Below are 22,377 nucleotides of genomic sequence, written 5' to 3' on the forward strand. Positions count from 1 at the left end.
GCGCGCCCACGCGGCGGAGCCACATATCGATACAGCCCCGCGCCCCTATCGACCTCTCCGGACCTCATAGGCGACGGCCTCGCCAGTCCCCGGGGCCGCCCCGACGTAGTCATGGCCCTGCGTGAAACACCAGGCCGGAATGTCGACCGCGGCGACCTCGTCATCGGCCAGAACCGTCACCGTTCCGCCCACCCGTACCTTCCCGATCGCCCGGGCCAGCTCGATCACGGGTCGCGGGCAGGTCAGGCCCACCGCGTCCACGGTCACCGCCTCGGCCGCGCCCTGGGAGGGCGCGACGAACACCCCGAGCTGCTCGCGGACACCGTGCACGACACCGGGCAGCACCTCCAGGAACCGCTCGACCTCCGCCTCCTCGACCCCGAGCGGCAGCGACACCCGTACATTGCCCTCGCTCACCACGCCCATCGCGCGCAGCACATGGCTCGGCGTCAGCGTGCTGCTGGTGCAGGACGACCCCGAAGACACCGAGAAACCGGCCCGGTCCAGCTCGTGCAGCAGCGTCTCCCCGTCGACATAGAGACACGAGAAGGTCAGCAGATGCGGCAGCCTCCGCACCGGATCACCGACGACCTCCACGTCCGGCACAAGGCCGGGCACCCGCGCCCGGATCCGGTCCGTCAACTCCCGCAGCCGCGCCGCCTCCCCGGCCGCCTCGGCGCGCACCGCCCGCAGCGAGGCGGCGGCGGCCACGACGCCCGGGATGTTCTCGAACCCGGCGGCGCGCCCGGACTCCCGCTCGTCCGCGGGCCCTTGCGGCGCGAACCGCACACCCTTGCGAACGACAAGGAGTCCGACCCCGGCAGGACCGCCCCACTTGTGGGCACTCCCGGCAAGCAGCGACCAGCCGCCCCCCACCGGCCCCCAGGCCAGCGACTGCGCCGCGTCGACGAACAGCGGCACCCCCGCCGCCCGGCACGCCTCGGCCACCTCGGCGACCGGCTGCACCGTCCCTACTTCATGGTTGGCCGACTGCAGACAGGCAAGGGCGGTATCGGGGCGCAGTGCGTCGGTGTACGACGAAACGGACACGGCGCCCTCCCGTCCGACACCCACCTGGGTCGTCGAACCGCCGTTCCTGTCGTGGGCCGCCGCTGAATGGAGTACCGCCGAGTGCTCCACCGCGGAGACCACGAGGTGCCGCCCGACACGCCGACGTCCGGCGAGCGCGCCGGCGACCCCGTCGTGCACGGCCCGCGTCCCGGAAGAGGTGAAGACGAGCTCGTCGGGACGGCACCCCACCGCCTCCGCGGCCGCCTCCCGCGCGGCATCCAGCAACAACCGGGCCCGCCGCCCTTCCCGGTACAGCCGCGCAGGATCGGCCCACCCCTCATCGAGGGACGCCTGAAGCGCCTGCCGGGCAACAGGATGAAGGGGAGCGGAAGAAGCCACATCGAAATACGCCACGCCGCCAAACTTAAATCGCCGCCCAGGGGCGCGGGGAACTGCGCGAGCAACGCACGACGAGACCCGCGGTCGCCACACAACCGATCCCCACCCCGGAGGGGCGCCCCCAACCCCCCGTCAGAAACCCCCGGCGGACCTGGATCCCACCCTTCGGAGTGACCCGCGGCGCGTTAGGCACCCTCCCCGCGCGACCCCAAATAGCGTCCAGTAGGGTTTGCTCCGCATAAACATCCAAACCCCTGCCCGTGTGCCAGGGCGGCGAGCGACCAGCGAGACGGCCGTAGCCAACCAGCGCGGGCGAGACTCTCGGGAAGGCGCTACGTGAGTCCCAACGGCTCCGACCGCTCGTCGCGGCGCCCGATGCGGCGGAAGCTGCCGCAGGTGCTGACTGCGGGCCTGATCCTGGTAACCGCTACCGGTTGCACATACAAGGACTTCCCCCGTCTTGGTATGCCCACCCCGGTGACGGAGGAGGCTCCAAGGATCCTCTCCCTCTGGCAGGGCTCGTGGGCGGCAGCGCTCGCCACGGGCGTGCTGGTGTGGGGTCTGATCCTGTGGAGCGTCATCTTCCACCGGCGTAGCCGCACCAAGATCGAGGTTCCGACGCAGACGCGGTACAACATGCCGCTCGAGGCCCTGTACACGGTTGTTCCGCTGATCATCGTGTCGGTCCTCTTCTACTTCACCGCGCGCGACGAGTCGAAGCTGCTCAAGCTCGACGACAAGCCGGCGCACACCGTCAACGTGGTCGGCTACCAGTGGAGCTGGGGCTTCAACTACGTCGAGAACGTGCCGGGCGTCTCGGGTGACGCGAAGACCTCCAAGGAGCTCTCCGCGATCCCGACGCGCTTCAAGGACGACTTCCCGGCGAACGCCGGCGGCGTCTACGAGGTGGGCACCCCGGGCGAGCGGAACCCGGACACCAAGAACCCCGGCCCGACCCTCTGGCTCCCCAAGGGGGAGAAGGTCCGGTTCGTCCTCACTTCGCGTGACGTCATCCACTCCTTCTGGGTGGTGCCGTTCCTGATGAAGCAGGACGTCATCCCGGGCCACACCAACGCGTTCGAGGTGACCCCCAACAAGGAGGGGACCTTCCTGGGCAAGTGCGCCGAGCTCTGCGGCGTCGACCACTCCCGGATGCTCTTCAACGTGAAGGTCGTCTCTCCTGAGGCCTACCAGAAGCACCTCGAGGACCTTGCCAAGAAGGGGCAGACCGGTTACGTCCCGTCTGGCATCGCCCAGACGGAACACGAGAAGAACCGGGAGACGAACAACCTGTGAGCATCCTCAACGATCCCAAGGGTGCCGCGGCAGCTGACGACTCGTACGAGAAGGAGCTGCCGGCTCGGCCCAAGAGCCCCGGCGCCACCGTGATCAAGTGGCTGACCACCACTGACCACAAGACGATCGGCACGCTGTACCTGGTCACGTCGTTCGCGTTCTTCTGCATCGGCGGCCTGCTTGCGCTCTTCATGCGCGCCGAACTGGCCCGTCCCGGCACGCAGATCATGTCGAACGAGCAGTTCAACCAGGCGTTCACGATGCACGGCACGATCATGCTGCTGATGTTCGCGACGCCGCTGTTCTCCGGTTTCGCCAACTGGATCATGCCGCTGCAGATCGGCGCGCCCGACGTGGCGTTCCCGCGGCTGAACATGTTCGCCTACTGGCTGTACCTGTTCGGCTCGCTGATCGCGGTCGCCGGCTTCCTCACCCCGCAGGGCGCGGCCGACTTCGGCTGGTTCGCCTACAGCCCGCTGTCGGACGCCGTCCGCTCGCCGGGTGTCGGCGCCGACATGTGGATCATGGGTCTGGCCTTCTCCGGCTTCGGCACGATCCTCGGCTCGGTCAACTTCATCACCACGATCATCTGCATGCGCGCTCCCGGCATGACGATGTTCCGCATGCCGATCTTCACGTGGAACGTGCTGCTCACCGGTGTGCTGGTCCTGCTGGCCTTCCCGGTTCTCGCCGCCGCGCTGTTCGCCCTGGAGGCGGACCGTAAATTCGGTGCCCATGTATTCGACGCCGCTAATGGCGGCGCTCTCCTATGGCAACACCTCTTCTGGTTCTTCGGCCATCCAGAGGTGTACATCATCGCTCTGCCATTCTTCGGAATCATTTCCGAAGTGATCCCGGTGTTCTCCCGCAAGCCGATGTTCGGCTACTCGGGCCTCATCGGCGCGACGATCGCCATCGCCGGTCTCTCCGTGACCGTGTGGGCGCACCACATGTACGTCACCGGCGGCGTGCTGCTCCCGTTCTTCTCCTTCATGACGTTCCTGATCGCCGTTCCGACAGGCGTGAAGTTCTTCAACTGGATCGGAACGATGTGGAAGGGCTCACTGTCCTTCGAGACACCGATGCTCTGGGCGATCGGCTTCCTGATCACCTTCACCTTCGGTGGTCTGACCGGCGTGATCCTCGCGGCCCCGCCGCTGGACTTCCACATCTCGGACTCGTACTTCGTGGTGGCGCACTTCCACTACGTGGTCTTCGGCACCGTCGTCTTCGCGATGTTCGCCGGCTTCCACTTCTGGTGGCCGAAGTTCACCGGCAAGATGCTCGACGAGCGGCTCGGCAAGATCACCTTCTGGACGCTGTTCATCGGCTTCCACGGCACGTTCCTGGTGCAGCACTGGCTGGGTGTCGAGGGCATGCCGCGTCGTTACGCGGACTACCTCGCCGCCGACGGCTTCACCGCGCTGAACACGGTCTCGACGATCTCCTCCTTCGTCCTCGGCCTGTCGATCCTGCCGTTCCTCTACAACGTCTGGAAGACCGCCAAGTACGGCAAGAAGATCGAGGTCGACGACCCGTGGGGCTACGGCCGTTCGCTCGAGTGGGCGACGTCCTGCCCGCCGCCGCGGCACAACTTCCTCACCCTGCCGCGCATTCGCTCCGAATCGCCGGCGTTCGACCTGCATCACCCTGAGATCGCGGCCCTGGACCAGCTGGAGAACTCCGGCCACGGTGCCAAGGCCCTCGCTGGCAGCAAGGAGGCCGGCAAGTGAAGGTCCAAGGCAAGATGTTCATCTGGCTGAGCCTCTTCGTCCTGATCATGGCCGGTGTCTACGGCGTGTGGTCGAAGGAGCCGGCCGGTACGACGGCGCTCTTCCTGGCCTTCGGCCTGTGCATCATGATCGGCTACTACCTGGCCTTCACGGCCCGGCGGGTCGACACCGGTGCGCAGGACAACAAGGAGGCCGACGTCGCGGACGACGCCGGTGAGGTGGGCTTCTTCAGCCCGCACTCATGGCAGCCGCTCTCCCTGGCCGTCGGTGGCGCGCTCGCCTTCATGGGCGTCGTCTTCGGCTGGTGGCTGCTGTACTTCTCGGCTCCGGTCATCCTGTTCGGCCTGTGGGGCTGGGTCTTCGAGTACTACCGCGGCGAGAACCGGACGCAGTGACACCGCGCTCCTGAACTGCCGTGCGTGAAGGGCCCGGACACTCCTGAGGGAGGGTCCGGGCCCTTCGGCGTGTCGCGGCCATGCCCCGAGCGGCGCACTTCGCCGCGCCGGACGCGCCGAACCTTCTTAACGTGGCCATATGGACCATTCACCGCGCATCCGTACGGTTCTTGGCTGCACCGTCCTTGTGGCCGCACTCGGTGCGGGCGTCACGGCCTGCGGCAGCTCGGGCCACCCGCTCTCCGCCAAGCCCTACGACGCGGCGAGCCAGATCTCCTTCAGCGGCCCGCAGAAGGGCCGGAAGGCGAACCCGGACAAGCCCCTGGAAGTCACCTCACAGGGCGACGAGGGGCGCATCACCGACGTGACCGCCACAGACGCCATGGGGCGCTACGTCGCGGGCGAACTCTCCGCCGACGGCCGCAGGTGGCACACGACCTCCCCGCTGGCCGCAGAGGCCCAGTACACGGTCCGCGTCAGCACCGAGGACGAGGACGGCGCGCCGGGCCGCAAGGTCCTGACCTTCGAGACGGGCGACCCGAGCAGCGAGAAGGCGCTCAAGGTGCGGTTCGGCCCCGAAGGCGGTACGTACGGCGTGGGCCAGCCCATCACGGCCACGCTCAACAAGGCCGTCAGGGACGGGAAGTCCCGCGCCATCGTGGAGCGCGCCCTGACGGTGGACTCCAAGCCCGAGGCGGACGGCGGCTCCTGGTACTGGGTGGACAGCAAGACGCTGCACTACCGCCCCAAGGAGTACTGGCCCGCCCACGCCACCATCACGGCGCGCAGCAACCTCAAGGGCCTCAAAGTCACCGACAGCCTCTGGGGCGGCGCGAGCAAGCCGTTGACCATCGCAACGGGCGACCGCATCGAGGCGATCACCGACGCGGGCTCGCACTCGATGACGGTCTACCGCAACGGCGAGGCCATCAACGAGATCCCGGTCACCACCGGCAAGGCCGGCTTCGAGACCCGGAACGGCGTCAAGGTCGTACTCGGCAAGGAGTACTTCGTGCGGATGCGCGGCACCAGCATCGGCATCTCCGAGGGCAGCTCGGACTCGTACGACCTGCCGGTGTACTACGCCACACGGGTGACGTGGAGCGGCGAATACGTGCACGCCGCGCCCTGGTCCGTGGGCTCGCAGGGCGCCGCCAACGTCAGCCACGGCTGCACCGGCATGAGCACCTCCAACGCCGCCTGGTTCTTCAAGACCGTGCGCGCGGGCGACATCGTCAAGGTCGTGGGCAGCTACGGCCAGGAGATGGACCCGTTCGGCAACGGCTTCGGCGACTGGAACGTCAGCTGGAAGAAGTGGCGCGAGGGCAGCGCCCTCACCCCCGAGGGCAAGGCCGACCCGGCGGTCCAGGCCCGGCTCAGCCCCGCGGTCTGAGCCGGGCCGGTGCGCACGGTGTGAGACTTCCGACGCGGCTCAGGCGCTGACGGCCTTCCGCGCGCGGAGCAGACCGGCCAGGGCGCCGGCGAACTCGACCGGGTCGACCGGCAGCGTCACCGCGGCCTCGGCCCGGCTCCACGTGGCGAGCCAGGCGTCCTGCGGGCGGCCGATCAGGAGCAGCACGGGCGGGCAGTCGAAGACCTCGTCCTTGATCTGCCGGCACACGCCCATGCCGCCCGCGGGCGCCGCCTCGCCGTCCAGGACACAGACGTCGATGCCGCCCCGTTCCAGCTCCTTGAGGACCGCGGGGAGCGTCGCGCACTCGACGAACCGCACCTCGGGCACGTCGGACGCGGGCCGCCGGCCGGTCGCGAGACGGACCTGCTCCCGCGTGTTGGCGTCGTCGCTGTAGACCAGAACCGTCGCGGTCGACTGCATCGTTCCTCCGAGACATCGGTGTCCTAGGGCTTCGCTGGCGCGGAGCCTACCCCTCCCGACAGCCCGTCAACACCGGTTCGTACACGCTCCCGATGGGCCATATGGGCTGGACACACCCCTCAGACACTCCGAACGGCACCCCCCGGAGTGAGGGCGAGATAAGCGACCGACATAATGTCGGTCGTGGCGACAGCAACGACAGTAGAAACCGGGCACGCGCACCCGTCGGTCAATCGACCGAACCTCACCAGCGTCGGAACCATCATCTGGCTGAGTTCCGAGCTGATGTTCTTCGCGGCCCTCTTCGCGATGTACTTCACCCTGCGATCGGTGACGGGACCGGAGCACTGGAAGGAAATGGCCTCGAGCCTGAACCTTCCGTTCTCGGCGACGAACACCACGATCCTGGTGCTCTCCTCTCTGACCTGTCAGCTCGGCGTGTTCGCCGCCGAGCGCGGGGACGTGAAGAAGCTCAGAATGTGGTTCATCGTCACCTTCATCATGGGTGCGATCTTCATCGGCGGTCAGGTGTACGAGTACACCGAGCTGGTCAAGAAGGACGGGCTCTCGCTCTCCTCCGACCCGTACGGCTCGGTCTTCTACCTGACCACCGGCTTCCACGGCATGCACGTGACAGGCGGGCTCATCGCCTTCCTGTTCGTCCTCGGCAGGACGTACGCGGCCCGGAGGTTCACCCACGAGCAGGCGACCGCCGCCATCGTCGTGTCCTACTACTGGCACTTCGTGGACGTCGTCTGGATCGGCCTCTTCGCCACGATCTACCTGATCAAGTAGTTCGAAGATCACAGCATCGGGCGCAGAACCCGACACATTCCCGCAGCACCGACGCAGAAGATCCTGACACCGGGGTAATCCGTGAAAAAGCTCTCCGCACGACGACGCCATCCGCTGGCGGCGGTCGTCGTCCTACTCCTCGCGCTGGCGGCCACCGGGGGGCTGTACGCCGCGTTCGCGCCCGCGAGCAAGGCGCAGGCCGATGAAACCGCCCAGTCCCTCGCCATCGACGAGGGCAAGAAGCTCTACTCCGTCGGCTGCGCCAGCTGCCACGGAACCGGCGGTCAGGGCAGCTCTGACGGCCCGAGCCTGGTGGGCGTCGGCTCCGCCGCCGTCGACTTCCAGGTCGGCACCGGCCGTATGCCGGCCCAGCAGCCGGGCGCGCAGGTCCCGAAGAAGAAGGTCATCTACTCGCAGTCCGAGATCGACCAGCTCGCGGCGTACATCGCCTCGCTGGGCGCCGGTCCGGTCACGCCGACCTCCAAGGACTACAACCCGGAAGGCGCGGACATCGCCAAGGGCGGTGAACTGTTCCGCACCAACTGCGCGCAGTGCCACAACTTCACCGGTGAAGGCGGCGCGCTGACCCACGGCAAGTTCGCGCCGAACCTCGGGGACGTCGCGCCCAAGCACATCTACGAGGCCATGCAGACCGGCCCGCAGAACATGCCGTCCTTCCCGGACACGACGATGACCAAGCAGAACAAGAAGGACATCATCGCGTACCTCGACGCGGTCAACGGCGACAAGTCGGAGAGCCCCGGCGGTCTCAAGCTGGGCGGGCTCGGCCCGGTCAGTGAGGGTCTGTTCGCCTGGATCTTCGGCCTCGGCGCCCTCATCGCCGTCGCCATCTGGGTCGCCGCTCGGACCGCAAAGGCCAAGAAGTCATGAGTAGCCAAGACATTCCAGAAGAGAACCTGCCCGCTGAGCAGGAGACCGGGCACGGCTCGGTAGCGGTGAAGGACGACCCCTTCGCCGACCCGGGGCTGCCGGAGCACGAGCACCGGATCCAGGACATCGAGGAGCGGGCCGCCAGGCGGTCCGAGCGCGTCGTGGCGATGCTGTTCACGATCTCGATGCTGGCCACCGTCGGCTTCATCGCCTCGTACGTCACCATCGACGTCGACACGAGCGTCTACATCTTCCCGATCGGTCACATCAGCGCGCTCAACTTCGCGCTGGGCATGACCCTCGGTGTGGCGCTGTTCTGCATCGGCGCGGGCGCGGTCCACTGGGCCCGCACCCTGATGTCGGACGTCGAGGTCGCCGCCGAGCGCCACCCGATCGAGGCCGAGCCCGAGGTCAGGGCGCAGGTCCTCTCGGACTTCGCCGACGGCGCGCGCGAGTCGCAGTTCGGCCGCCGCAAGCTGATCCGCAACACCCTCTTCGGCGCCCTTGCCCTGGTGCCGCTCTCCGGTGTCGTCCTCCTTCGTGACCTCGGCCCGCTGCCGGAGACGAAGCTGCGTCACACGGCGTGGAAGAAGGGCAAGAAGCTCGTCAACATGAACACGAACGAGCCGCTCCGCGCCTCGGACATCGTGGTCGGTTCGCTCACCTTCGCCAAGCCCGAGGGCGTGGAGGAGCACGACGAGGACTTCCAGCAGGTCATGGGCAAGGCCGCGCTGATGCTCGTCCGGATCCAGCCGGAGAACATCAAGGACAAGCGCGAGCTCGAGTGGTCGCACGAGGGCGTTGTCGCGTACTCGAAGATCTGCACCCACGTGGGCTGCCCGATCTCCCTGTACGAGCAGCAGACGCACCACGTGCTGTGCCCGTGCCACCAGTCCACCTTCGACCTCTCCGACGGTGCGCGGGTTATCTTCGGCCCCGCCGGTCACGCACTGCCGCAGCTGCACATCGACGTCGATGACGAGGGCTACCTCGTGGCGCAGGGCGACTTCGCTGAGCCCGTCGGTCCTGCCTTCTGGGAGCGCGGATGAGTACTGCAACCACCAATGACGCGCCTTCTCGTGAGAAGGCACCGGCCGGCGAGCGCGTCGCCGACTGGGCGGACGGCCGCCTCGGGATCTACTCCCTGGCCAAGTCCAACATGCGCAAGATCTTCCCGGACCACTGGTCCTTCATGCTCGGTGAGATCTGCCTCTACAGCTTCATCATCATCATCCTCACGGGTGTGTACCTGACGCTGTTCTTCCACCCGTCGATGAACGAGGTGGAGTACCACGGCAGCTACGTCCCGCTGCAGGGACAGCTGATGTCCGAGGCGTTCAACTCGACCATGCACATCTCCTTCGATGTGCGCGGTGGTCTGCTGATCCGGCAGATCCACCACTGGGCGGCGCTGATCTTCCTCGCCGGCATGTTCGTGCACATGATGCGCGTGTTCTTCACGGGTGCGTTCCGCAAGCCGCGTGAGGTCAACTGGCTGTTCGGCTTCCTGCTGTTCGTCCTGGGCATGTTCACCGGTTTCACCGGCTACTCGCTCCCGGACGACCTGCTCTCCGGCACCGGTGTCCGCTTCATGGAGGGCGCGGTCCTGTCCGTGCCGATCGTCGGCACGTACCTGTCGTTCTTCCTCTTCGGTGGCGAGTTCCCCGGCGGCGACTTCGTCGCGCGGTTCTACTCGGTCCACATCCTGCTGCTGCCGGGCATCATGCTCGGCCTGCTCGTGGCCCACCTGATCCTGGTCTTCTACCACAAGCACACGCAGTTCGCGGGTGCCGGAAAGACCGAGAAGAACGTCGTCGGCATGCCGCTGCTGCCGGTCTACATGGCCAAGGCGGGCGGCTTCTTCTTCCTGGTCTTCGGTGTCATCGCGGCCGTCGCGGCGATCGCCTCGATCAACCCGATCTGGGCCATCGGCCCGTACCGCATCGACCAGGTCTCCACCGGCGCCCAGCCCGACTGGTACATGGGCTTCTCCGAGGGCCTGATCCGTACGATGCCGGGCTGGGAGATCAACCTCTGGGGTCACACGCTCGTCCTGGGTGTGTTCGTCCCGCTGGTCATCTTCCCGCTGGTCCTGGTCGCGATCGCGGTCTACCCGTTCATCGAGTCCTGGGTCACCGGCGACAAGCGCGAGCACCACATCCTGGACCGCCCGCGCAACGTCCCGACGCGTACGGCGTTCGGCGCCGCGTGGATCTCCTGGTACTTCGTCCTGCTCGTCGGTGGTGGCAACGACCTCTGGGCCACGCACTTCCACCTGTCGATCAACTCGATCACCTGGTTCGTCCGCATCGGCTTCTTCGTCGTGCCGGTCCTCACCTTCATCGCCACCAAGCGGATCTGCCTCGGCCTCCAGCGCCGCGACAAGGACAAGGTGCTGCACGGACGCGAGTCCGGCCTCATCAAGCGCCTGCCGCACGGTGAGTTCATCGAGGTCCACGAGCCGCTCGACGCCGAGGCGCTGCACGCGCTCACCGCGCACGAGCAGTACCAGCCGCTCGAACTCGGCCCGGCGGTCGACGAGAACGGTGTCGAGCGCAAGCAGTCGCGTCTGCAGAAGACCCGCGCCAAGCTGTCGAAGGGCTTCTACGGGGAGAACAACCAGATCCCCAAGCCCACCGCGGAGGAGTACAAGGAGATCACCAGCGGCCACGGCCACCACTGATCCATGATCGGCTGAGCCGACAGCTGTCCGCCACGGCAAGAGCCCTCGTCCAGGCACTGGACGGGGGCTCTTTGCCGTTCCCGGCGCTGGATAAGGTGGAGCCGCGTAACCCCACTGACACAACTGGAGCGGCCATGAGCGCTTTGCACCCCGCTGGAGGCGACACCGCGGCGGGCCGTTCCTGGCCCTCCGTCCTCAACGGCCTCCTGGAGGGCCGCGACCAGAGCGCCGACGACACCGCCTGGGCGATGGACCGCATCATGCGGGGCGAGGCGACCGAGGCGCAGATCGCCGGTTTCGTGGTCGCGCTGCGCGCCAAGGGCGAGACCGTCCAGGAGATCTCCGGTCTCGTACGGGCGATGTACGAGCACGCCAACGTCATCGAGGTGCCGGGGGAGACCGTCGACATCGTCGGCACCGGCGGCGACGGCGCCAAGACGGTGAACATCTCCACGATGTCCGCCATCGTCATCGCAGGTACGGGCGTCAAGGTCGTCAAGCACGGCAACCGCGCCGCCTCCTCGGCCTCGGGCGCCTCCGACGTCCTGGAGAAACTCGGGGTCAATCTGGAGCTGACGCCCGCGCGGGTCCCGCAGATCGCGGAGGAGGCGGGCATCACCTTCTGCTTCGCCGTGAAGTTCCACCCCGCGCTGCGGTACGCGGGCGCCGCGCGCGGCCAGCTCGGTATCCGTACCGTCTTCAACCTGCTCGGCCCGCTCACCAACCCGGCCCGGGTGCGCGCCCAGGCCGTCGGGGTCGCCGACGCCCGGATGGCGCCCGTCGTGGCCGGGGTCTTCGCCGAGCGCGGCAACTCCTCGCTCGTCTTCCGCGGCGACGACGGCCTCGACGAGCTGACCACCACCGCGACCTCCCGCGTCTGGATCGTCCGCGACGGCACCGTGCGCGAGGAGACCTTCGACCCGCGCGACGTGGGCCTGGACCTGGTCCCGGTGGAGGCGCTGCGCGGCGCGGACGCCTCGTACAACGCGGAGGTCGCGCGGCGGCTGCTCGACGGGGAGCGAGGGCCCGTGCGCGACGCCGTGCTGTTGAACTCGGCCGCCGCCCTCGTCGCCGTACGCCCCGGCACGGGGACGCTCGCCGAGCAGCTGCGGGCCGGCATGGACCGCGCCGCCGAGTCCATCGACTCCGGCGCGGCGAAGGCGACCCTGGAGCGATGGGTGGCGGCCACCAACCGCTGAGCCGTAGGGGTACGAGTGTGACGCAGAGCGCAGTCCGAGTCGTCTCAGAGACCGGACTGCGCTCTTGCCGTATCCCGAACGTATGGCAGGATGCTTTTCAAGGTCATGAGTGACAGCGTGATCGGCCCCGGCCGGCTGTCCGGCAACCCTCCGTCCGTGGCGGGGTGCCCCGGGTGAAGACCAGGCCGCGAGCAGCAAGGCTCGCGGCAAGCGCGGACCCCTCGCGAACTCTCCAGGGGTCCTGGGTCGTTTGAGGGAGCAGTCTCGTGAGCAAGCGAATGTGCTAGGGCCTTCGGCCCCGTTCTCCAGTACCACCCTCACCCTTCGCGTGAGCGCGTCCGCGCCCCGCGTAGAGGTCAACTCCCGTACGTCCTCCGGCCGTTGAGCTGTTGCCGACGGCTGCCGTGCGGGCCCGTACGCCACTTCGCCACGCCCTGACTTGTCCTGCCGGGAGACAGCCATGTCCGCTCACACCACCACCGCCACCGTTTCCGCCGAGTCCGCCGTCGACCCCGCCTGTGGCGCGCCGCTGCCCGTGCTCGGCCGCGACGTGACCGTGCCGCTCGTCACCGGTGGCGAGGTGACGTACGCCGCCCTCGACTACGCCGCCAGCGCGCCGGCCCTGCAGCGCGTGTGGGACGACGTCGCCGCCTACGCCCCGTACTACGGCAGCGTGCACCGCGGCGCCGGCTACCTCTCCCAGCTGTCGACCGACCTCTTCGAGAACTCCCGCGCCACGGTCGCCGAGTTCCTCGGCTGCCGCGCCGGCGACCAGATCGTCTTCACCCGCTCCACCACCGACTCGCTCAACCTGCTCGCCGCCGCGCTGCCCGCCGACTGCCAGGTGTTCGTCTTCGAGACCGAGCACCACGCGTCGCTGCTGCCCTGGCGCGACGCCCGCGTGACGTACCTGAACGCGCCGCGCACCCCGGCCCAGGCCGTCGACACCCTGGAGCGGGCGCTCGCCGAGCGCGACCCCTACGGCCCGGCCCTCGTCTGCGTCACCGGCGCCTCCAACGTCACCGGTGAACTCTGGCCGGTGCGCGAGCTGGCGGCGGCCGCTCACGCGCACGGTGCCCGCATCGTGCTCGACGCCGCCCAGCTCGCGCCCCACCACCCGGTCTCCGTCCAGGAGCTGGACGTCGACTGGATCGCCTTCTCCGGGCACAAGCTGTACGCGCCCTTCGGCTCGGGCGTGCTCGCGGGCCGCTCCGACTGGCTGCGCGCGGCCGAGCCGTACCTGGCCGGCGGCGGAGCCTCCCGCAAGGTCGCCCGGCGCGTCGACGGCGGCGTGGATGTGGAGTGGCACGACAGCGCAGCCCGCCACGAGGCCGGTTCGCCGAACGTCATCGGCGTCTACTCCATCGCCTCCGCGTGCAAGGCGCTGACCGAGGCCGGGTTCGACAGCCTGGTCGCCCGTGAGCGGTACCTGATCCAGAAGGTGCGGGACGGGCTCGCCGAGGTGCCCGAGGTGAAGGTGCTGTCCCTGTTCGGGGACGACGCCCCGCGCGTCGGCGTCCTCTCCTTCGTGGTCGAGGGGTGGAACTCCTCCCACTTCGCCGCGGCGCTCTCCGCGGAGTACGGGATCGGGGTGCGGGACGGTCTGTTCTGCGCCCACCCGCTGGTGCGGACGCTGCTCGGGTCCGACCCGCAGACCCAGGGAGAGTGCGGAGCGCCGGAGGCGGCGCCGGGGGAGAAGTCGCTGAACGCCATCCGGGTCAGCTTCGGCGCGGGCACCCCTGACGAGCACGTCGACCGTTTCGTCGCGGCGGTGAAGGAACTGGTCCGCGATGGCGCCGCCTGGACCTACCGCACCGAAGAAGGCCGCTGCGTCCCAGCCGCCTAGGGGCGCGGGGAACTGCGCGCTCGGCCACCGAGAAAGCCGCGGAAGCGTCTGCTCATGCACCGAGCAGATGCTTCCGCGGCTTTCGTCGTGGCCGGTCGCGCAGTTCCCCGCGCCCCCGGGCGGGGTTTCAGCTGTCCAGCCCGATGGAGAACGCGGCCTCCAGATCATGCTGGGAGTACGTCCGGAAAGCCACATGCGTGTCCGTGCCCTCGACCCCCTGGATCTTGCTGATCCTGCCGGGAATCACCTCGGCAAGATCATCGTGCCGGGCCACCCGGACCATGGCGATCAAGTCGTACGTGCCGGTGACGGAGAAGACCTCACTGACGGACTCGAGCGCCGCGATCGACTCGGCGATCTCGGGGATCCGGTCCACGCTGGTCTTGATGAGCACGATCGCGGTGATCACGGCTGGCTAGTCTCCCTCGGTGGCCGTGGCTGGGGCTGCCTTCACCTTAGCCCGGCCCCGATACCGCACCCACGCCCAGAGGAACCCGAGCGAGAACCCGATCAGGTGGGCGAGGTAGGCGACCCCGGGCCCCTGGCTGTCCTGGTAGGCGGCGGCCCACTGCAGCGCGACCCAGAACGGGAGCACCACCCACGCCGGGAAGCGCAGCGGCAGGAAGAGGAGGAAGGGGAAGACGCTCGTCACACGCGCGTCGGGGAACAGGAAGAGGAAGGCTCCGAGCACCGCCGAGATCGCTCCCGAGGCGCCGACCAGGGTCTGTTCGGAGCCCGCGTGCGCGATGGCGTACCCGAGGAGTGCCAGGTAGCCGCTGATCAGATAGAAGAGCGCGTACGGCAGATGGCCCATGCGTTCCTCGGCCATCGCCCCGAACACATAGAGGAAGAGCATGTTGCCCAGGAGGTGGACCCAGCTGCCGTGCACGAACAGGGCTGTGGCCGGGGTGAGGGCGGCGCGGGGTGATCCGGTGAAGAGTTCGGCGGGCAGGACGCCCCAGCGTTCGAAGTAGGCGGCCTGGGCGGTGAGCAGATGGTCGCCGGTGCCGTAGGACGGGTTGAGCCCGGACGACGGGGAGAGCACGAAGGTCACGCAGCAGACGGCGATGAGCGCGTACGTGACCGGAGCCGGATGTCCTCTGAGGAAAGCGGTCGCTCTGCCGATCACGCCGCGTCCGTTGCCGATCATGAAGGAGAGCATGACGCAAGGCGGGGAGCGGGCGGTGCACGGCAGGCCGTAGGGTTACGGGCAATAAAGCAAGCATCACGCACCACGGAGGCGACAGTCCGATGACGGTTCCCCTGCCGACCGCCACCACCCGCTGGCGCTGCACGCTCTGCGGCAACCTGACGCGGTTCGACGTGACCCGCTCCTCGCAGGTCGTGGAGTACGTGCACCTGGACCTGGCCGGTGAGCCGAAGGTCGAGGAGCGCGACGTGGTCAGTGAGACGATCGAGTCGGTCCGCTGCCGCTGGTGCAACGCGGTCGACCAGGTGGAACTTGTGGACAGGCCGGGCGCCGACTCCTGACCGGGGCGGCCCACAGCGACTTTGGGGTGACGGATGGTGGAGAGCACGGGCGGGGAGGCCGGGCACGCCGAGCAGCCTGCCGCCGAGGTGCTCGACCGGCCGTTGCCCGAAGGCGTACGGCGGCGGGTCGTGCAGATCGTCTCGGACGGCTTCGGCGGTCTCACGGTCGGCGAACTGCCGCCGCAGCTGCGCCAGTACGCGCGCTTCACCCCGACCCGGCGGATGAAGTTCGCGGGCAACGCGATGGCTGCCGCCGTGGAGAGCGAGACGCTCTTCCGGCAGCGGATCGCCGAGCGGTTCCGCGAGGCGCAGCCCGAGCTGTGCCAGGCCATCGAAGCCGGTGCGCCGCCGCCCGCCGCCGACCCCCTCGACGTGGCCGCCGCCGCGTACGTGCTGCGCCCCGTCGGCTGGGTGAAGCTGGTCACCGCCGCGGGTGAGGAGGTTCAGCGGGCCGACGCCGAGCGGATCGACGAGGAGACCCGCGCCGAACTCCAGTCCCTGCGCGACCGGCTCGCCGAGGCGCAGACGCAGACCAGGACCGAGACCGAGCGGCTGCGCGCCGAGCTCGACGCCGCCAAGCGCGAGACCGACGCCGTGCACCGCAAGCTGCGCGCCGCCCTCAGCGACGTGAAGCGCGGCGAGGCCGCCGTGCGCAAGGCGCAGGCCGAGGCCGACGCCGTACGGGCCGAGGGGCAGGCGCAGGTCTCCGCCGCCGAGAGCGAGACGCGGCGGCTCAAGGCGCGGCTCGGGGAGGCCGAGGCGAACCTGGAGGCGTCGCGCCGGGCGTCCCGGGAAGGGCGCAGCGTCGAGGACATGCGCGTACGGCTGCTGCTCGACACGGTCCTGGAGGCCGCTCAGGGGCTGCGCAGGGAGCTGGCCCTCCCGCCGGTCTCCGCACGGCCCGCCGACTCCGTGGACGCCGTCGAGCCGGGCCGGATGACGCCGAAGGACATCGCGGCGCGCGCCCTGCACGAGCACGACCCGGCCATCCTCGACCAGCTGCTCGCGCTGCCGCAGGCCCACCTCGTGGTCGACGGGTACAACGTGACCAAGACGGGGTATCCCACGATGCCCCTGGAGAAGCAGCGGCTGCGCCTGCTCGGCTCGCTCTCCCAGCTCGCGGCGCAGACCGGCGCCGAGGTGACCTGTGTCTTCGACGGGGCCGAGCTGGCCGCGCCCGTGCTGCTCGCGCCGCCGCGCGGGGTGCGGGTGCTGTTCTCCAAGGCGGGCGTCACGGCCGATGAACTGATTCGCCAGCTGGTGCGCGCCGAGCCGCCGGGCCGGCCGGTCATCGTGGTCTCCACGGACCGCGAGGTCGCCGACGGCGTCGCGAAGGCGGGCGCGCGTCCGGTTGCGTCGGTCATGCTCCTGAAGCGGCTCTCGCGCGGTTGACACCCTAAAGCCCTTGGCGCCCCTTACGTCGCTCCCGCAACGTCCGTTCCGTATGCCCGGATTGGCGAAACCTTTACGCAACCGTGCGTCAAAACGACATCACTGCACGTGAGTTGTGTGTGAAGAACTCAGTGAACGGCCGAGATTTTGCTCGTCAGGATTTGAACTGATCACAAGAACATCACTATGGTCAGCTCGAACCTCCGCTCGGGTGATCACTCACATGAGGTGAGTGACAGTGGAGGGGCACCGCCCACCGGGTGATCGTGGGCGGCTGGAGGAAGAAGGAGCTCGCCTTCGTGGCGTCCCACCGTCGACCCAAGCAGCCGAGCCGCACCCGCGTGACCGTGCTCACCGCGACCGCCGCCGCTGCCGTGGCACTCACTTCGCAGGCGGCCAACGCCGCCCCCAAGGCCGACAAGGCCGAGGTCAAGGCCAAGGTCGACAAGCTCTACGAAGAGGCGGAGAAAGCCACCGACCTCTACAACGGGGCCAAGGAGAAGCAGCAGAAGCTCGAGAAGGAGATCGGCGCACTCCAGGACAAGGTCGCCCGCGGCCAGGAGGACCTCAACGAGCTGCGTACGGGCCTGGGTTCGCTCGCCAGCCAGCAGTACCGCTCCGGCGGCATCGACCCCTCCGTCCAGCTCTTCCTCTCCTCCGACCCGGACGACTACCTCGACAAGGCGTCCACGATCGACTCGCTCAGCGCCCAGCAGCTGCAGTCGCTCAAGAAGGTCCAGGACAAGCAGCGCACCCTCGCCCAGGAGCGCGCCGAGGCGTCCGAGAAGCTGAAGGACCTCGCCGACACCCGTACGGAGCTCGGCAAGAAGAAGAAGGAAGTCCAGACCAAGCTCGGCGCCGCGCAGAAGCTGCTCAACACGCTGACCGCGCAGGAGCGGCAGAAGATGGCCGACGACGACGCCCGCGCCAGCCGCAGCGCCGGCGACCGCGTCGACCTCGGCAACGAGGCGGCCGCCTCCAAGTTCGGCGCCGCCGCCCTGAGCGCCGCCGCCACCCAGATCGGCAAGCCCTACGTCTCCGGTGGCACGGGCCCCAACTCCTACGACTGCTCCGGTCTGACGCAGTGGGCCTACAACCAGGCCGGTGTCGGCATCACCCGGACCACGTACACCCAGCAGAACGACGGCCCCAAGATCGGCATGAGCCAGCTCAAGCCCGGCGACCTCGTCTTCTTCAACAGCCTCGCGCACGTGGGCCTGTACGCGGGCAACGGCCAGGTGCTGCACGCCCCGCACCCCGGCGCCTCCGTCCGCTACGAGTCGATGAGCACGATCGGCTCGTTCCAGTTCGGCGTCCGCATCTGACCTTCTTGTCGGCCCGCACCGACGACTCCTGAAAACGCGCCCGTTCGGGCGAATTCAGGTTCCCGCCGCTGACCCCACGCCCCGCCCATGACCTGCGTCATAGGCGGGGCGTCGCGTTGTGCGCCCCCGAACGGTCGTTGGCCCGCCGGTGATCGCCCGGCTACTGTCGGCGCGCATTCCCCGATCACGGGGATCGTCAGCGCGTCGCCAGGGGCGTCCGCGCTTCGTCCGCGCTTTTGTCTGCGCTTCGCCAGCGGAAGGGAAACGGCTGCAAGTGGGGTCCCATCGCCGCACCGCGCACCCCGGTCCTACGGGGCTCGAGCGGAACACCCGCGCAACTGTCCTGACCGTGGCCGCCGCCGCCTCGGCCGTCGCCGCCCTCGGGGCGGTCCCCGCGGGCGCCGCGCCGCAGGACCGCCCCGCCGACGCCAAAGCCGAGGTGGACCGCCTGTACGAGCAGGCGGAGAGCGCCACCGAGGCGTTCAACAAGGCCGACGAGCGGGCCGACAAGCTCCATGGCGAACTGGCCCGCACCCAGGACCAGGTCGCCCGCGGCCAGGAGCGGATCAACAAGATGCGGCACGCGCTCGGCATGGTCGCCGGAGCCCAGTACCGCTCCGGCGGCATGGACCCCTCGCTCGCCCTGATGTTCTCCTCCGACCCGGAGTCCTACCTCGACCGGGCCAGCGCCATCGACCGGATCAGCGCCCGGCAGGCCGGCGACCTGACCGAACTGCAGGGCGCGCAGCGCGAGCTGGCCCAGAAGCGCGCCGAGGCCCGGCGCCAGCTGGCCCTGCTGGTCGACAGCCGCAGGACCGTGGCCAAGAACAAGCGGACCGTCGAGTCGAAACTGGCCAAGGCGCGGCGGGTGCTCAACTCGATGAAGGACGACGACCGCGCCGCGTACGAGCGGGCCTCGCGCGGCGGCGACCGGCCCGATCTGGCGGGCGCGGGCCGGGCCTCTTCCTCCCGCGCGGCCGCCGCGCTCGCCGCCGCCCAGTCCGCGCTCGGCAAGCCCTACATCTGGGGCGCCAACGGCCCCACCGGCTTCGATTGTTCCGGTCTGATGCAGTGGTCGTACGGGCAGGCCGGGGTCGGTCTGCCGCGCACCTCGCAGGCCCAGCGGTACGCCGGGCAGCAGGTGCCGCTCTCCCAGGCGCGCCCCGGCGACCTCGTCGCCTACGGCTCCGACGCCCACCACATCGCCCTCTACGCGGGCAACGGCCAGGTCATCCACGCGCCCTACCCGGGCGCCCCCGTGCGCTACGACCCCGTCGGCATGATGCCGGTCTCCTCGGTGACCCGGATCTGAGCTGAGCCACGCTCGCCCGGCACGCCGTACGATCGGGAAGATGGCTGGTCGACGGCGTGCGGTGAGCGGGGCGGGGCGGATCGTGGCCCTCGGCGCCCTGCTCGTCGGGCTGTCCGGCTGCGGCGGGGACGCCGCGCCGCCGGACTCCCGTACGGACGCTGTGCAGCGGGTCCTGGACCGCCGGGCCGCCGCCGTCCTGGAGAAGGACGCCGCCGCGTACCGGGCGACCGGCGGCGCCGATCCGTATCTGCTGCTCGACATGGCCGCGGTGCCGCTGGACTCCTGGACGTACAAGCTGACCCGGCTCGACGGTTCGGGTTCGCGGGTCAGCGCCTCGGCCGAGCTGCGCTACCGCGTCGACGGGTACGACGAGGCGCCGGTCGTCGCCGAGCGGACGCTGACCCTCAAGCGCGAGGACGGCCGCTGGCGCGTCGTGGACGACGAGCCCGCCGAGAAGTCCGGGCAGCAGCTCTGGGAGCAGGGCAAGGTCACGGCGGTGAAGGGCGCGCACAGCCTGGTGCTCGGCGTCGGCCAGCAGCGGTCGGTCCTGGCGTCCTACGCCGAACTCTCCGACGACGCCGTGCCCGCGGTGACCGACGCCTGGGGGACCGGCTGGGCCCGCAAGGTCGTCGTCCTGGTCCCCAAGAGCCTTGAGGGCATGGGCGGGCTCCTCGGCTCGCCCGCCTCCGCCTACCAGGGGATCGCCGCGGTCACCACCGGCGAGGCGGGCGGCTCGGGCAGCGCGCCCGCGGACCGGGTGATCATCAACCCGGAGGCGTACGGCGTGCTCGGCGCCTTCGGCAAGCAGGTCGTCCTCACCCATGAGACCGCGCACGTGGCGACCCGCGCCGTCACCTCACCGGCCACCCCGCTGTGGCTGTCGGAGGGGTACGCGGACTGGACCGGCTACCGCGGCACCGGCCGCACCGCCGGACAGGCCGCCCCCGAGCTGCAGCGGGCCGTGCAGGAAGGCACGCCGCCCGCCACGCTGCCCGAGGACGCCGACTTCGGGTTCAGCGGCGACTCCAGCAAGCTCGCGCAGGCGTACGAGTCCGGGTGGCTGGCCTGCCGGATGATCGCGGAGCGCTGGGGCGAGGCGAGACTCAACGCCTTCTTCCGGGCGGTCGGCGAACACAAGCAGCGGACGGGCGCGGTGGACAGCGCCCTGCAGAACGTCCTCGGGATCGACGAGAAGGAGTTCGTGGCGCGCTGGCGGACGTATGTGCGTGACCAGCTGGCGGACTAGCCGGTCGGCCTCGGCTCGGCTCGGCTCGGCGCAGCTCGGCTCGGTGAGCGCTTCGCGCGGCCAGGCGCGCTCGGGTGCTGTACGTCGCGACGATGGCGTTCTACGCGTCCGGCAGGCCGCCGCGATCCACACGGCGCGGCGCGGCGTCGCAACCGCCCGCCGCCGTCCGGCTGTCCGGGCTGTGGGGCCTGCCCGGGGTGTGCGGAGCGCTGGCGCACCTCTTGCGGACGGCTTCGTCGGCGGCCCCGTCAGGAGGGCGGGGAGGGGGACGTCGCGTCGCCGAGGGTGGCGCGGGACGGTTGAGGCGGGAGGGCCGGGTGAGCGGCCCGGCGGGGTTCGGTCACCGTCGCGCGCCACAGGCGGTGGCAGGCGGTCAGGGTGGCGGCGACGAGGAGACCGTTGCGGAGCAGGAGGAGCGTGACGCCCAGGGAATCGCTGGCCACCACGTGCGCGAACCAGACCGGGAACTCCAGGAACGTCACCAGCGTCGCGGCGAGCACGAACCACACCGGCAGCACCATCCGGCTGTCACGGAACAGCAGGCACACCGCCGCGAGAGCGACCAGCCACAGCATGTACTGCGGGCTGATCACCCGGCTCGTCGTCGTGAACAGGAGCACCGCCGTCAGCGCCGCGTCGGCGAGCGTGGCCGGCTGCCAGGCGCGGGCCCGCAGCCGCCACAGCACCAGCCAGCCGCACGCGGCCACGGTCAGTCCTTGCGCGAGCGCGCTGACCACATCCACGTACGGGCCCAGGAACTCCACCGACCCGTAGTTCAGCTGCACCGTCCCCGACCAGCCGAACCGGCGCGCCACATGGAAGACGAGCGAGCCGAGCGACTCGACCTCCGTGCCCCGGTCCCGCTGGAACGTCAGGAACGCGAACGCGCCCGGCATGGCGATGGCGAACGTCACCGCGACCCCGCCCGCCGTCAGCGCCGCCGCGCCCCACGCCTCCCGGGTCGCCCGGCCGCGCCGGACCCCGAGCAGCAGCAGCGCGGGCCACACCTTGAGCATCGCCCCGACCGCGGCCACCACCCCCGCCGCCTTCGGGTGCCGGGCCGCCGCGAGCAGCGCCGCGACCGCGACGGCGGCGACCATCACGTCGTAGCGCGCGTACACCGTCTGCCCGAGCAGCGGCAGGCCCGCCACCCACACCCACAGACCCCGCCGCGCCATGCCGCGCCGCTCGGTGACGTGGAGCAGCATCAGCAAGACCACCGCGTCCGCGAGGAACGCCAGGAGGAAGAACGCCGCGGGGTAGGAGAGGAACGGCAGCAGCGCGGGGGAGAGGATCGCGACCGCGGCGGCCGGCGGGTACTGCCAGGTGACGTCGTCCAGCGGGAACGTCCCCGTGCGCAGGACGTCGTACCAGCCCTGGTAGATGACGGACACGTCGCTCGTGACGTCCGGGCCCGGCACGACCACGACCTTGAAGACGCACAGCAGCAGCAGCGTCCTGGTCAGCGCCCAGGTGGCGAGGGCCGCCGCGGGGATTCGCGTCTTCATTCGAACCATCATGCCGGGCGG

At 69.7% G+C, this 22,377-nt stretch carries 20 protein-coding genes and 1 riboswitch; of the genes, 15 read left to right on the plus strand and 5 right to left on the minus strand.

Annotated elements, in window-relative coordinates:
* Positions 1-45 precede the first annotated feature (45 nt).
* The gene (locus tag ACH4RC_RS08360; protein ID WP_398196923.1) at positions 46-1,425 is read right to left on the minus strand and encodes a cysteine desulfurase/sulfurtransferase TusA family protein; all 1,380 of its coding nucleotides are present in this window, start codon (positions 1,423-1,425) and stop codon (positions 46-48) included.
* Positions 1,426-1,746: 321 nt separating this feature from the next.
* Here ACH4RC_RS08360 and coxB point away from each other — a divergent pair, with 321 nt between their 5' ends.
* From coxB to ACH4RC_RS08380, 4 genes are all read left to right on the plus strand, one after another.
* Complete coding sequence (gene coxB / locus ACH4RC_RS08365; RefSeq protein ID WP_398196926.1) at positions 1,747-2,706, plus strand: cytochrome c oxidase subunit II; 960 nt, start codon at positions 1,747-1,749, stop codon at positions 2,704-2,706.
* Positions 2,703-4,439, plus strand: coding sequence for a cytochrome c oxidase subunit I (ctaD, locus tag ACH4RC_RS08370; RefSeq protein WP_398196928.1), 1,737 nt, complete (start codon positions 2,703-2,705; stop codon positions 4,437-4,439). Before coxB ends, ctaD begins: the two co-directional genes overlap by 4 nt.
* Positions 4,436-4,834, plus strand: coding sequence for a cytochrome c oxidase subunit 4 (locus tag ACH4RC_RS08375; protein ID WP_394434824.1), 399 nt, complete (start codon positions 4,436-4,438; stop codon positions 4,832-4,834). Before ctaD ends, ACH4RC_RS08375 begins: the two co-directional genes overlap by 4 nt.
* A gap of 139 nt (positions 4,835-4,973) precedes the next feature.
* Positions 4,974-6,227: an Ig-like domain-containing protein gene (locus ACH4RC_RS08380; RefSeq protein WP_398196931.1), complete on the plus strand. Its 1,254-nt coding sequence runs from the start codon at positions 4,974-4,976 to the stop codon at positions 6,225-6,227.
* A 39-nt stretch (positions 6,228-6,266) separates the two neighbouring features.
* On the opposite strand, the gene ACH4RC_RS08385 is transcribed toward ACH4RC_RS08380, so the two are convergent.
* A complete protein-coding gene (locus tag ACH4RC_RS08385; protein WP_398196934.1) occupies positions 6,267-6,668 on the minus strand; it encodes a hypothetical protein in 402 nt (133 codons plus the stop codon).
* Between the two features lie 174 nt (positions 6,669-6,842).
* Between ACH4RC_RS08385 and ACH4RC_RS08390 the strand changes: the two genes are divergently transcribed.
* From ACH4RC_RS08390 to ACH4RC_RS08415, 6 genes are all read left to right on the plus strand, one after another.
* On the plus strand, positions 6,843-7,463 hold the full coding sequence (locus ACH4RC_RS08390) for a heme-copper oxidase subunit III (RefSeq protein ID WP_372348762.1): 621 nt from the start codon (positions 6,843-6,845) through the stop codon (positions 7,461-7,463).
* Between the two features lie 81 nt (positions 7,464-7,544).
* A complete protein-coding gene (locus ACH4RC_RS08395) occupies positions 7,545-8,354 on the plus strand; it encodes a c-type cytochrome (RefSeq protein ID WP_398196937.1) in 810 nt (269 codons plus the stop codon).
* Positions 8,351-9,403 (plus strand): Rieske 2Fe-2S domain-containing protein, encoded by a 1,053-nt coding sequence (locus tag ACH4RC_RS08400; protein ID WP_398196940.1) that lies wholly within the window; start codon positions 8,351-8,353, stop codon positions 9,401-9,403. The genes ACH4RC_RS08395 and ACH4RC_RS08400 overlap by 4 nt, the downstream gene beginning before the upstream one ends.
* Entirely contained in the window at positions 9,400-11,037 is a 1,638-nt protein-coding gene (locus ACH4RC_RS08405) for a cytochrome bc complex cytochrome b subunit (protein WP_398196943.1), read from the plus strand. The genes ACH4RC_RS08400 and ACH4RC_RS08405 overlap by 4 nt, the downstream gene beginning before the upstream one ends.
* Before the next feature lie 134 nt (positions 11,038-11,171).
* On the plus strand, positions 11,172-12,236 hold the full coding sequence (trpD, locus tag ACH4RC_RS08410) for an anthranilate phosphoribosyltransferase (protein ID WP_398196946.1): 1,065 nt from the start codon (positions 11,172-11,174) through the stop codon (positions 12,234-12,236).
* Between the two features lie 101 nt (positions 12,237-12,337).
* Positions 12,338-12,455, plus strand: a riboswitch (SAM riboswitch).
* A 241-nt stretch (positions 12,456-12,696) separates the two neighbouring features.
* Positions 12,697-14,082 carry an aminotransferase class V-fold PLP-dependent enzyme gene (locus ACH4RC_RS08415; protein WP_398196949.1) on the plus strand — a complete coding sequence of 462 codons (1,386 nt, stop codon included), beginning with the start codon at positions 12,697-12,699 and terminating at the stop codon, positions 14,080-14,082.
* 127 nt (positions 14,083-14,209) lie between these two features.
* Here ACH4RC_RS08415 and ACH4RC_RS08420 read toward each other — a convergent pair whose 3' ends face one another.
* Together ACH4RC_RS08420 and ACH4RC_RS08425 are read right to left on the minus strand one after the other, a co-directional pair.
* Positions 14,210-14,491, minus strand: coding sequence for an Lrp/AsnC ligand binding domain-containing protein (locus ACH4RC_RS08420; RefSeq protein WP_324770337.1), 282 nt, complete (start codon positions 14,489-14,491; stop codon positions 14,210-14,212).
* 6 nt (positions 14,492-14,497) lie between these two features.
* Entirely contained in the window at positions 14,498-15,232 is a 735-nt protein-coding gene (locus ACH4RC_RS08425) for a rhomboid family intramembrane serine protease (RefSeq protein ID WP_398196953.1), read from the minus strand.
* Between the two features lie 101 nt (positions 15,233-15,333).
* On the opposite strand from ACH4RC_RS08425, the gene ACH4RC_RS08430 reads away from it, so the two are divergent.
* The 5 genes from ACH4RC_RS08430 (at position 15,334) to ACH4RC_RS08450 (ending at position 20,848) form a co-directional block, all read left to right on the plus strand.
* A complete protein-coding gene (locus ACH4RC_RS08430) occupies positions 15,334-15,573 on the plus strand; it encodes a hypothetical protein (protein ID WP_361081491.1) in 240 nt (79 codons plus the stop codon).
* Positions 15,574-15,606: 33 nt separating this feature from the next.
* Positions 15,607-16,965: an NYN domain-containing protein gene (locus ACH4RC_RS08435; protein WP_398196955.1), complete on the plus strand. Its 1,359-nt coding sequence runs from the start codon at positions 15,607-15,609 to the stop codon at positions 16,963-16,965.
* Positions 16,966-17,264: 299 nt separating this feature from the next.
* Positions 17,265-18,290, plus strand: coding sequence for an NlpC/P60 family protein (locus tag ACH4RC_RS08440; protein WP_398196957.1), 1,026 nt, complete (start codon positions 17,265-17,267; stop codon positions 18,288-18,290).
* Positions 18,291-18,564: 274 nt separating this feature from the next.
* Positions 18,565-19,602, plus strand: a complete 1,038-nt coding sequence (locus ACH4RC_RS08445; protein WP_398196959.1) for an NlpC/P60 family protein — start codon at positions 18,565-18,567, stop codon at positions 19,600-19,602.
* A 40-nt stretch (positions 19,603-19,642) separates the two neighbouring features.
* Complete coding sequence (locus tag ACH4RC_RS08450; RefSeq protein WP_398196962.1) at positions 19,643-20,848, plus strand: hypothetical protein; 1,206 nt, start codon at positions 19,643-19,645, stop codon at positions 20,846-20,848.
* A 248-nt stretch (positions 20,849-21,096) separates the two neighbouring features.
* On the opposite strand, the gene ACH4RC_RS08455 is transcribed toward ACH4RC_RS08450, so the two are convergent.
* Positions 21,097-22,356, minus strand: a complete 1,260-nt coding sequence (locus ACH4RC_RS08455) for a glycosyltransferase 87 family protein (protein WP_398196965.1) — start codon at positions 22,354-22,356, stop codon at positions 21,097-21,099.
* Positions 22,357-22,377: the final 21 nt, after the last annotated feature.

The organism is Streptomyces sp. NPDC016845 (assembly GCF_044332585.1).
Taxonomy (GTDB): Bacteria; Actinomycetota; Actinomycetes; order Streptomycetales; family Streptomycetaceae; genus Streptomyces.

Excerpts from the sequence above, each read along its gene's own strand:
- ACH4RC_RS08380 (WP_398196931.1), top strand. The coding sequence starts at position 4,974 with ATGGACCATTCACCGCGCATCCGTACGGTTCTTGGCTGCACCGTCCTT.
- ACH4RC_RS08385 (WP_398196934.1), bottom strand. The coding sequence starts at position 6,668 with ATGCAGTCGACCGCGACGGTTCTGGTCTACAGCGACGACGCCAACACG.
- ACH4RC_RS08390 (WP_372348762.1), top strand. The coding sequence starts at position 6,843 with ATGTCGGTCGTGGCGACAGCAACGACAGTAGAAACCGGGCACGCGCAC.
- ACH4RC_RS08400 (WP_398196940.1), top strand. The coding sequence starts at position 8,351 with ATGAGTAGCCAAGACATTCCAGAAGAGAACCTGCCCGCTGAGCAGGAG.
- ACH4RC_RS08405 (WP_398196943.1), top strand. The coding sequence starts at position 9,400 with ATGAGTACTGCAACCACCAATGACGCGCCTTCTCGTGAGAAGGCACCG.
- trpD (WP_398196946.1), top strand. The coding sequence starts at position 11,172 with ATGAGCGCTTTGCACCCCGCTGGAGGCGACACCGCGGCGGGCCGTTCC.
- ACH4RC_RS08415 (WP_398196949.1), top strand. The coding sequence starts at position 12,697 with ATGTCCGCTCACACCACCACCGCCACCGTTTCCGCCGAGTCCGCCGTC.
- ACH4RC_RS08425 (WP_398196953.1), bottom strand. The coding sequence starts at position 15,232 with ATGATCGGCAACGGACGCGGCGTGATCGGCAGAGCGACCGCTTTCCTC.
- ACH4RC_RS08430 (WP_361081491.1), top strand. The coding sequence starts at position 15,334 with ATGACGGTTCCCCTGCCGACCGCCACCACCCGCTGGCGCTGCACGCTC.
- ACH4RC_RS08435 (WP_398196955.1), top strand. The coding sequence starts at position 15,607 with ATGGTGGAGAGCACGGGCGGGGAGGCCGGGCACGCCGAGCAGCCTGCC.
- ACH4RC_RS08450 (WP_398196962.1), top strand. The coding sequence starts at position 19,643 with ATGGCTGGTCGACGGCGTGCGGTGAGCGGGGCGGGGCGGATCGTGGCC.
- ACH4RC_RS08455 (WP_398196965.1), bottom strand. The coding sequence starts at position 22,356 with ATGAAGACGCGAATCCCCGCGGCGGCCCTCGCCACCTGGGCGCTGACC.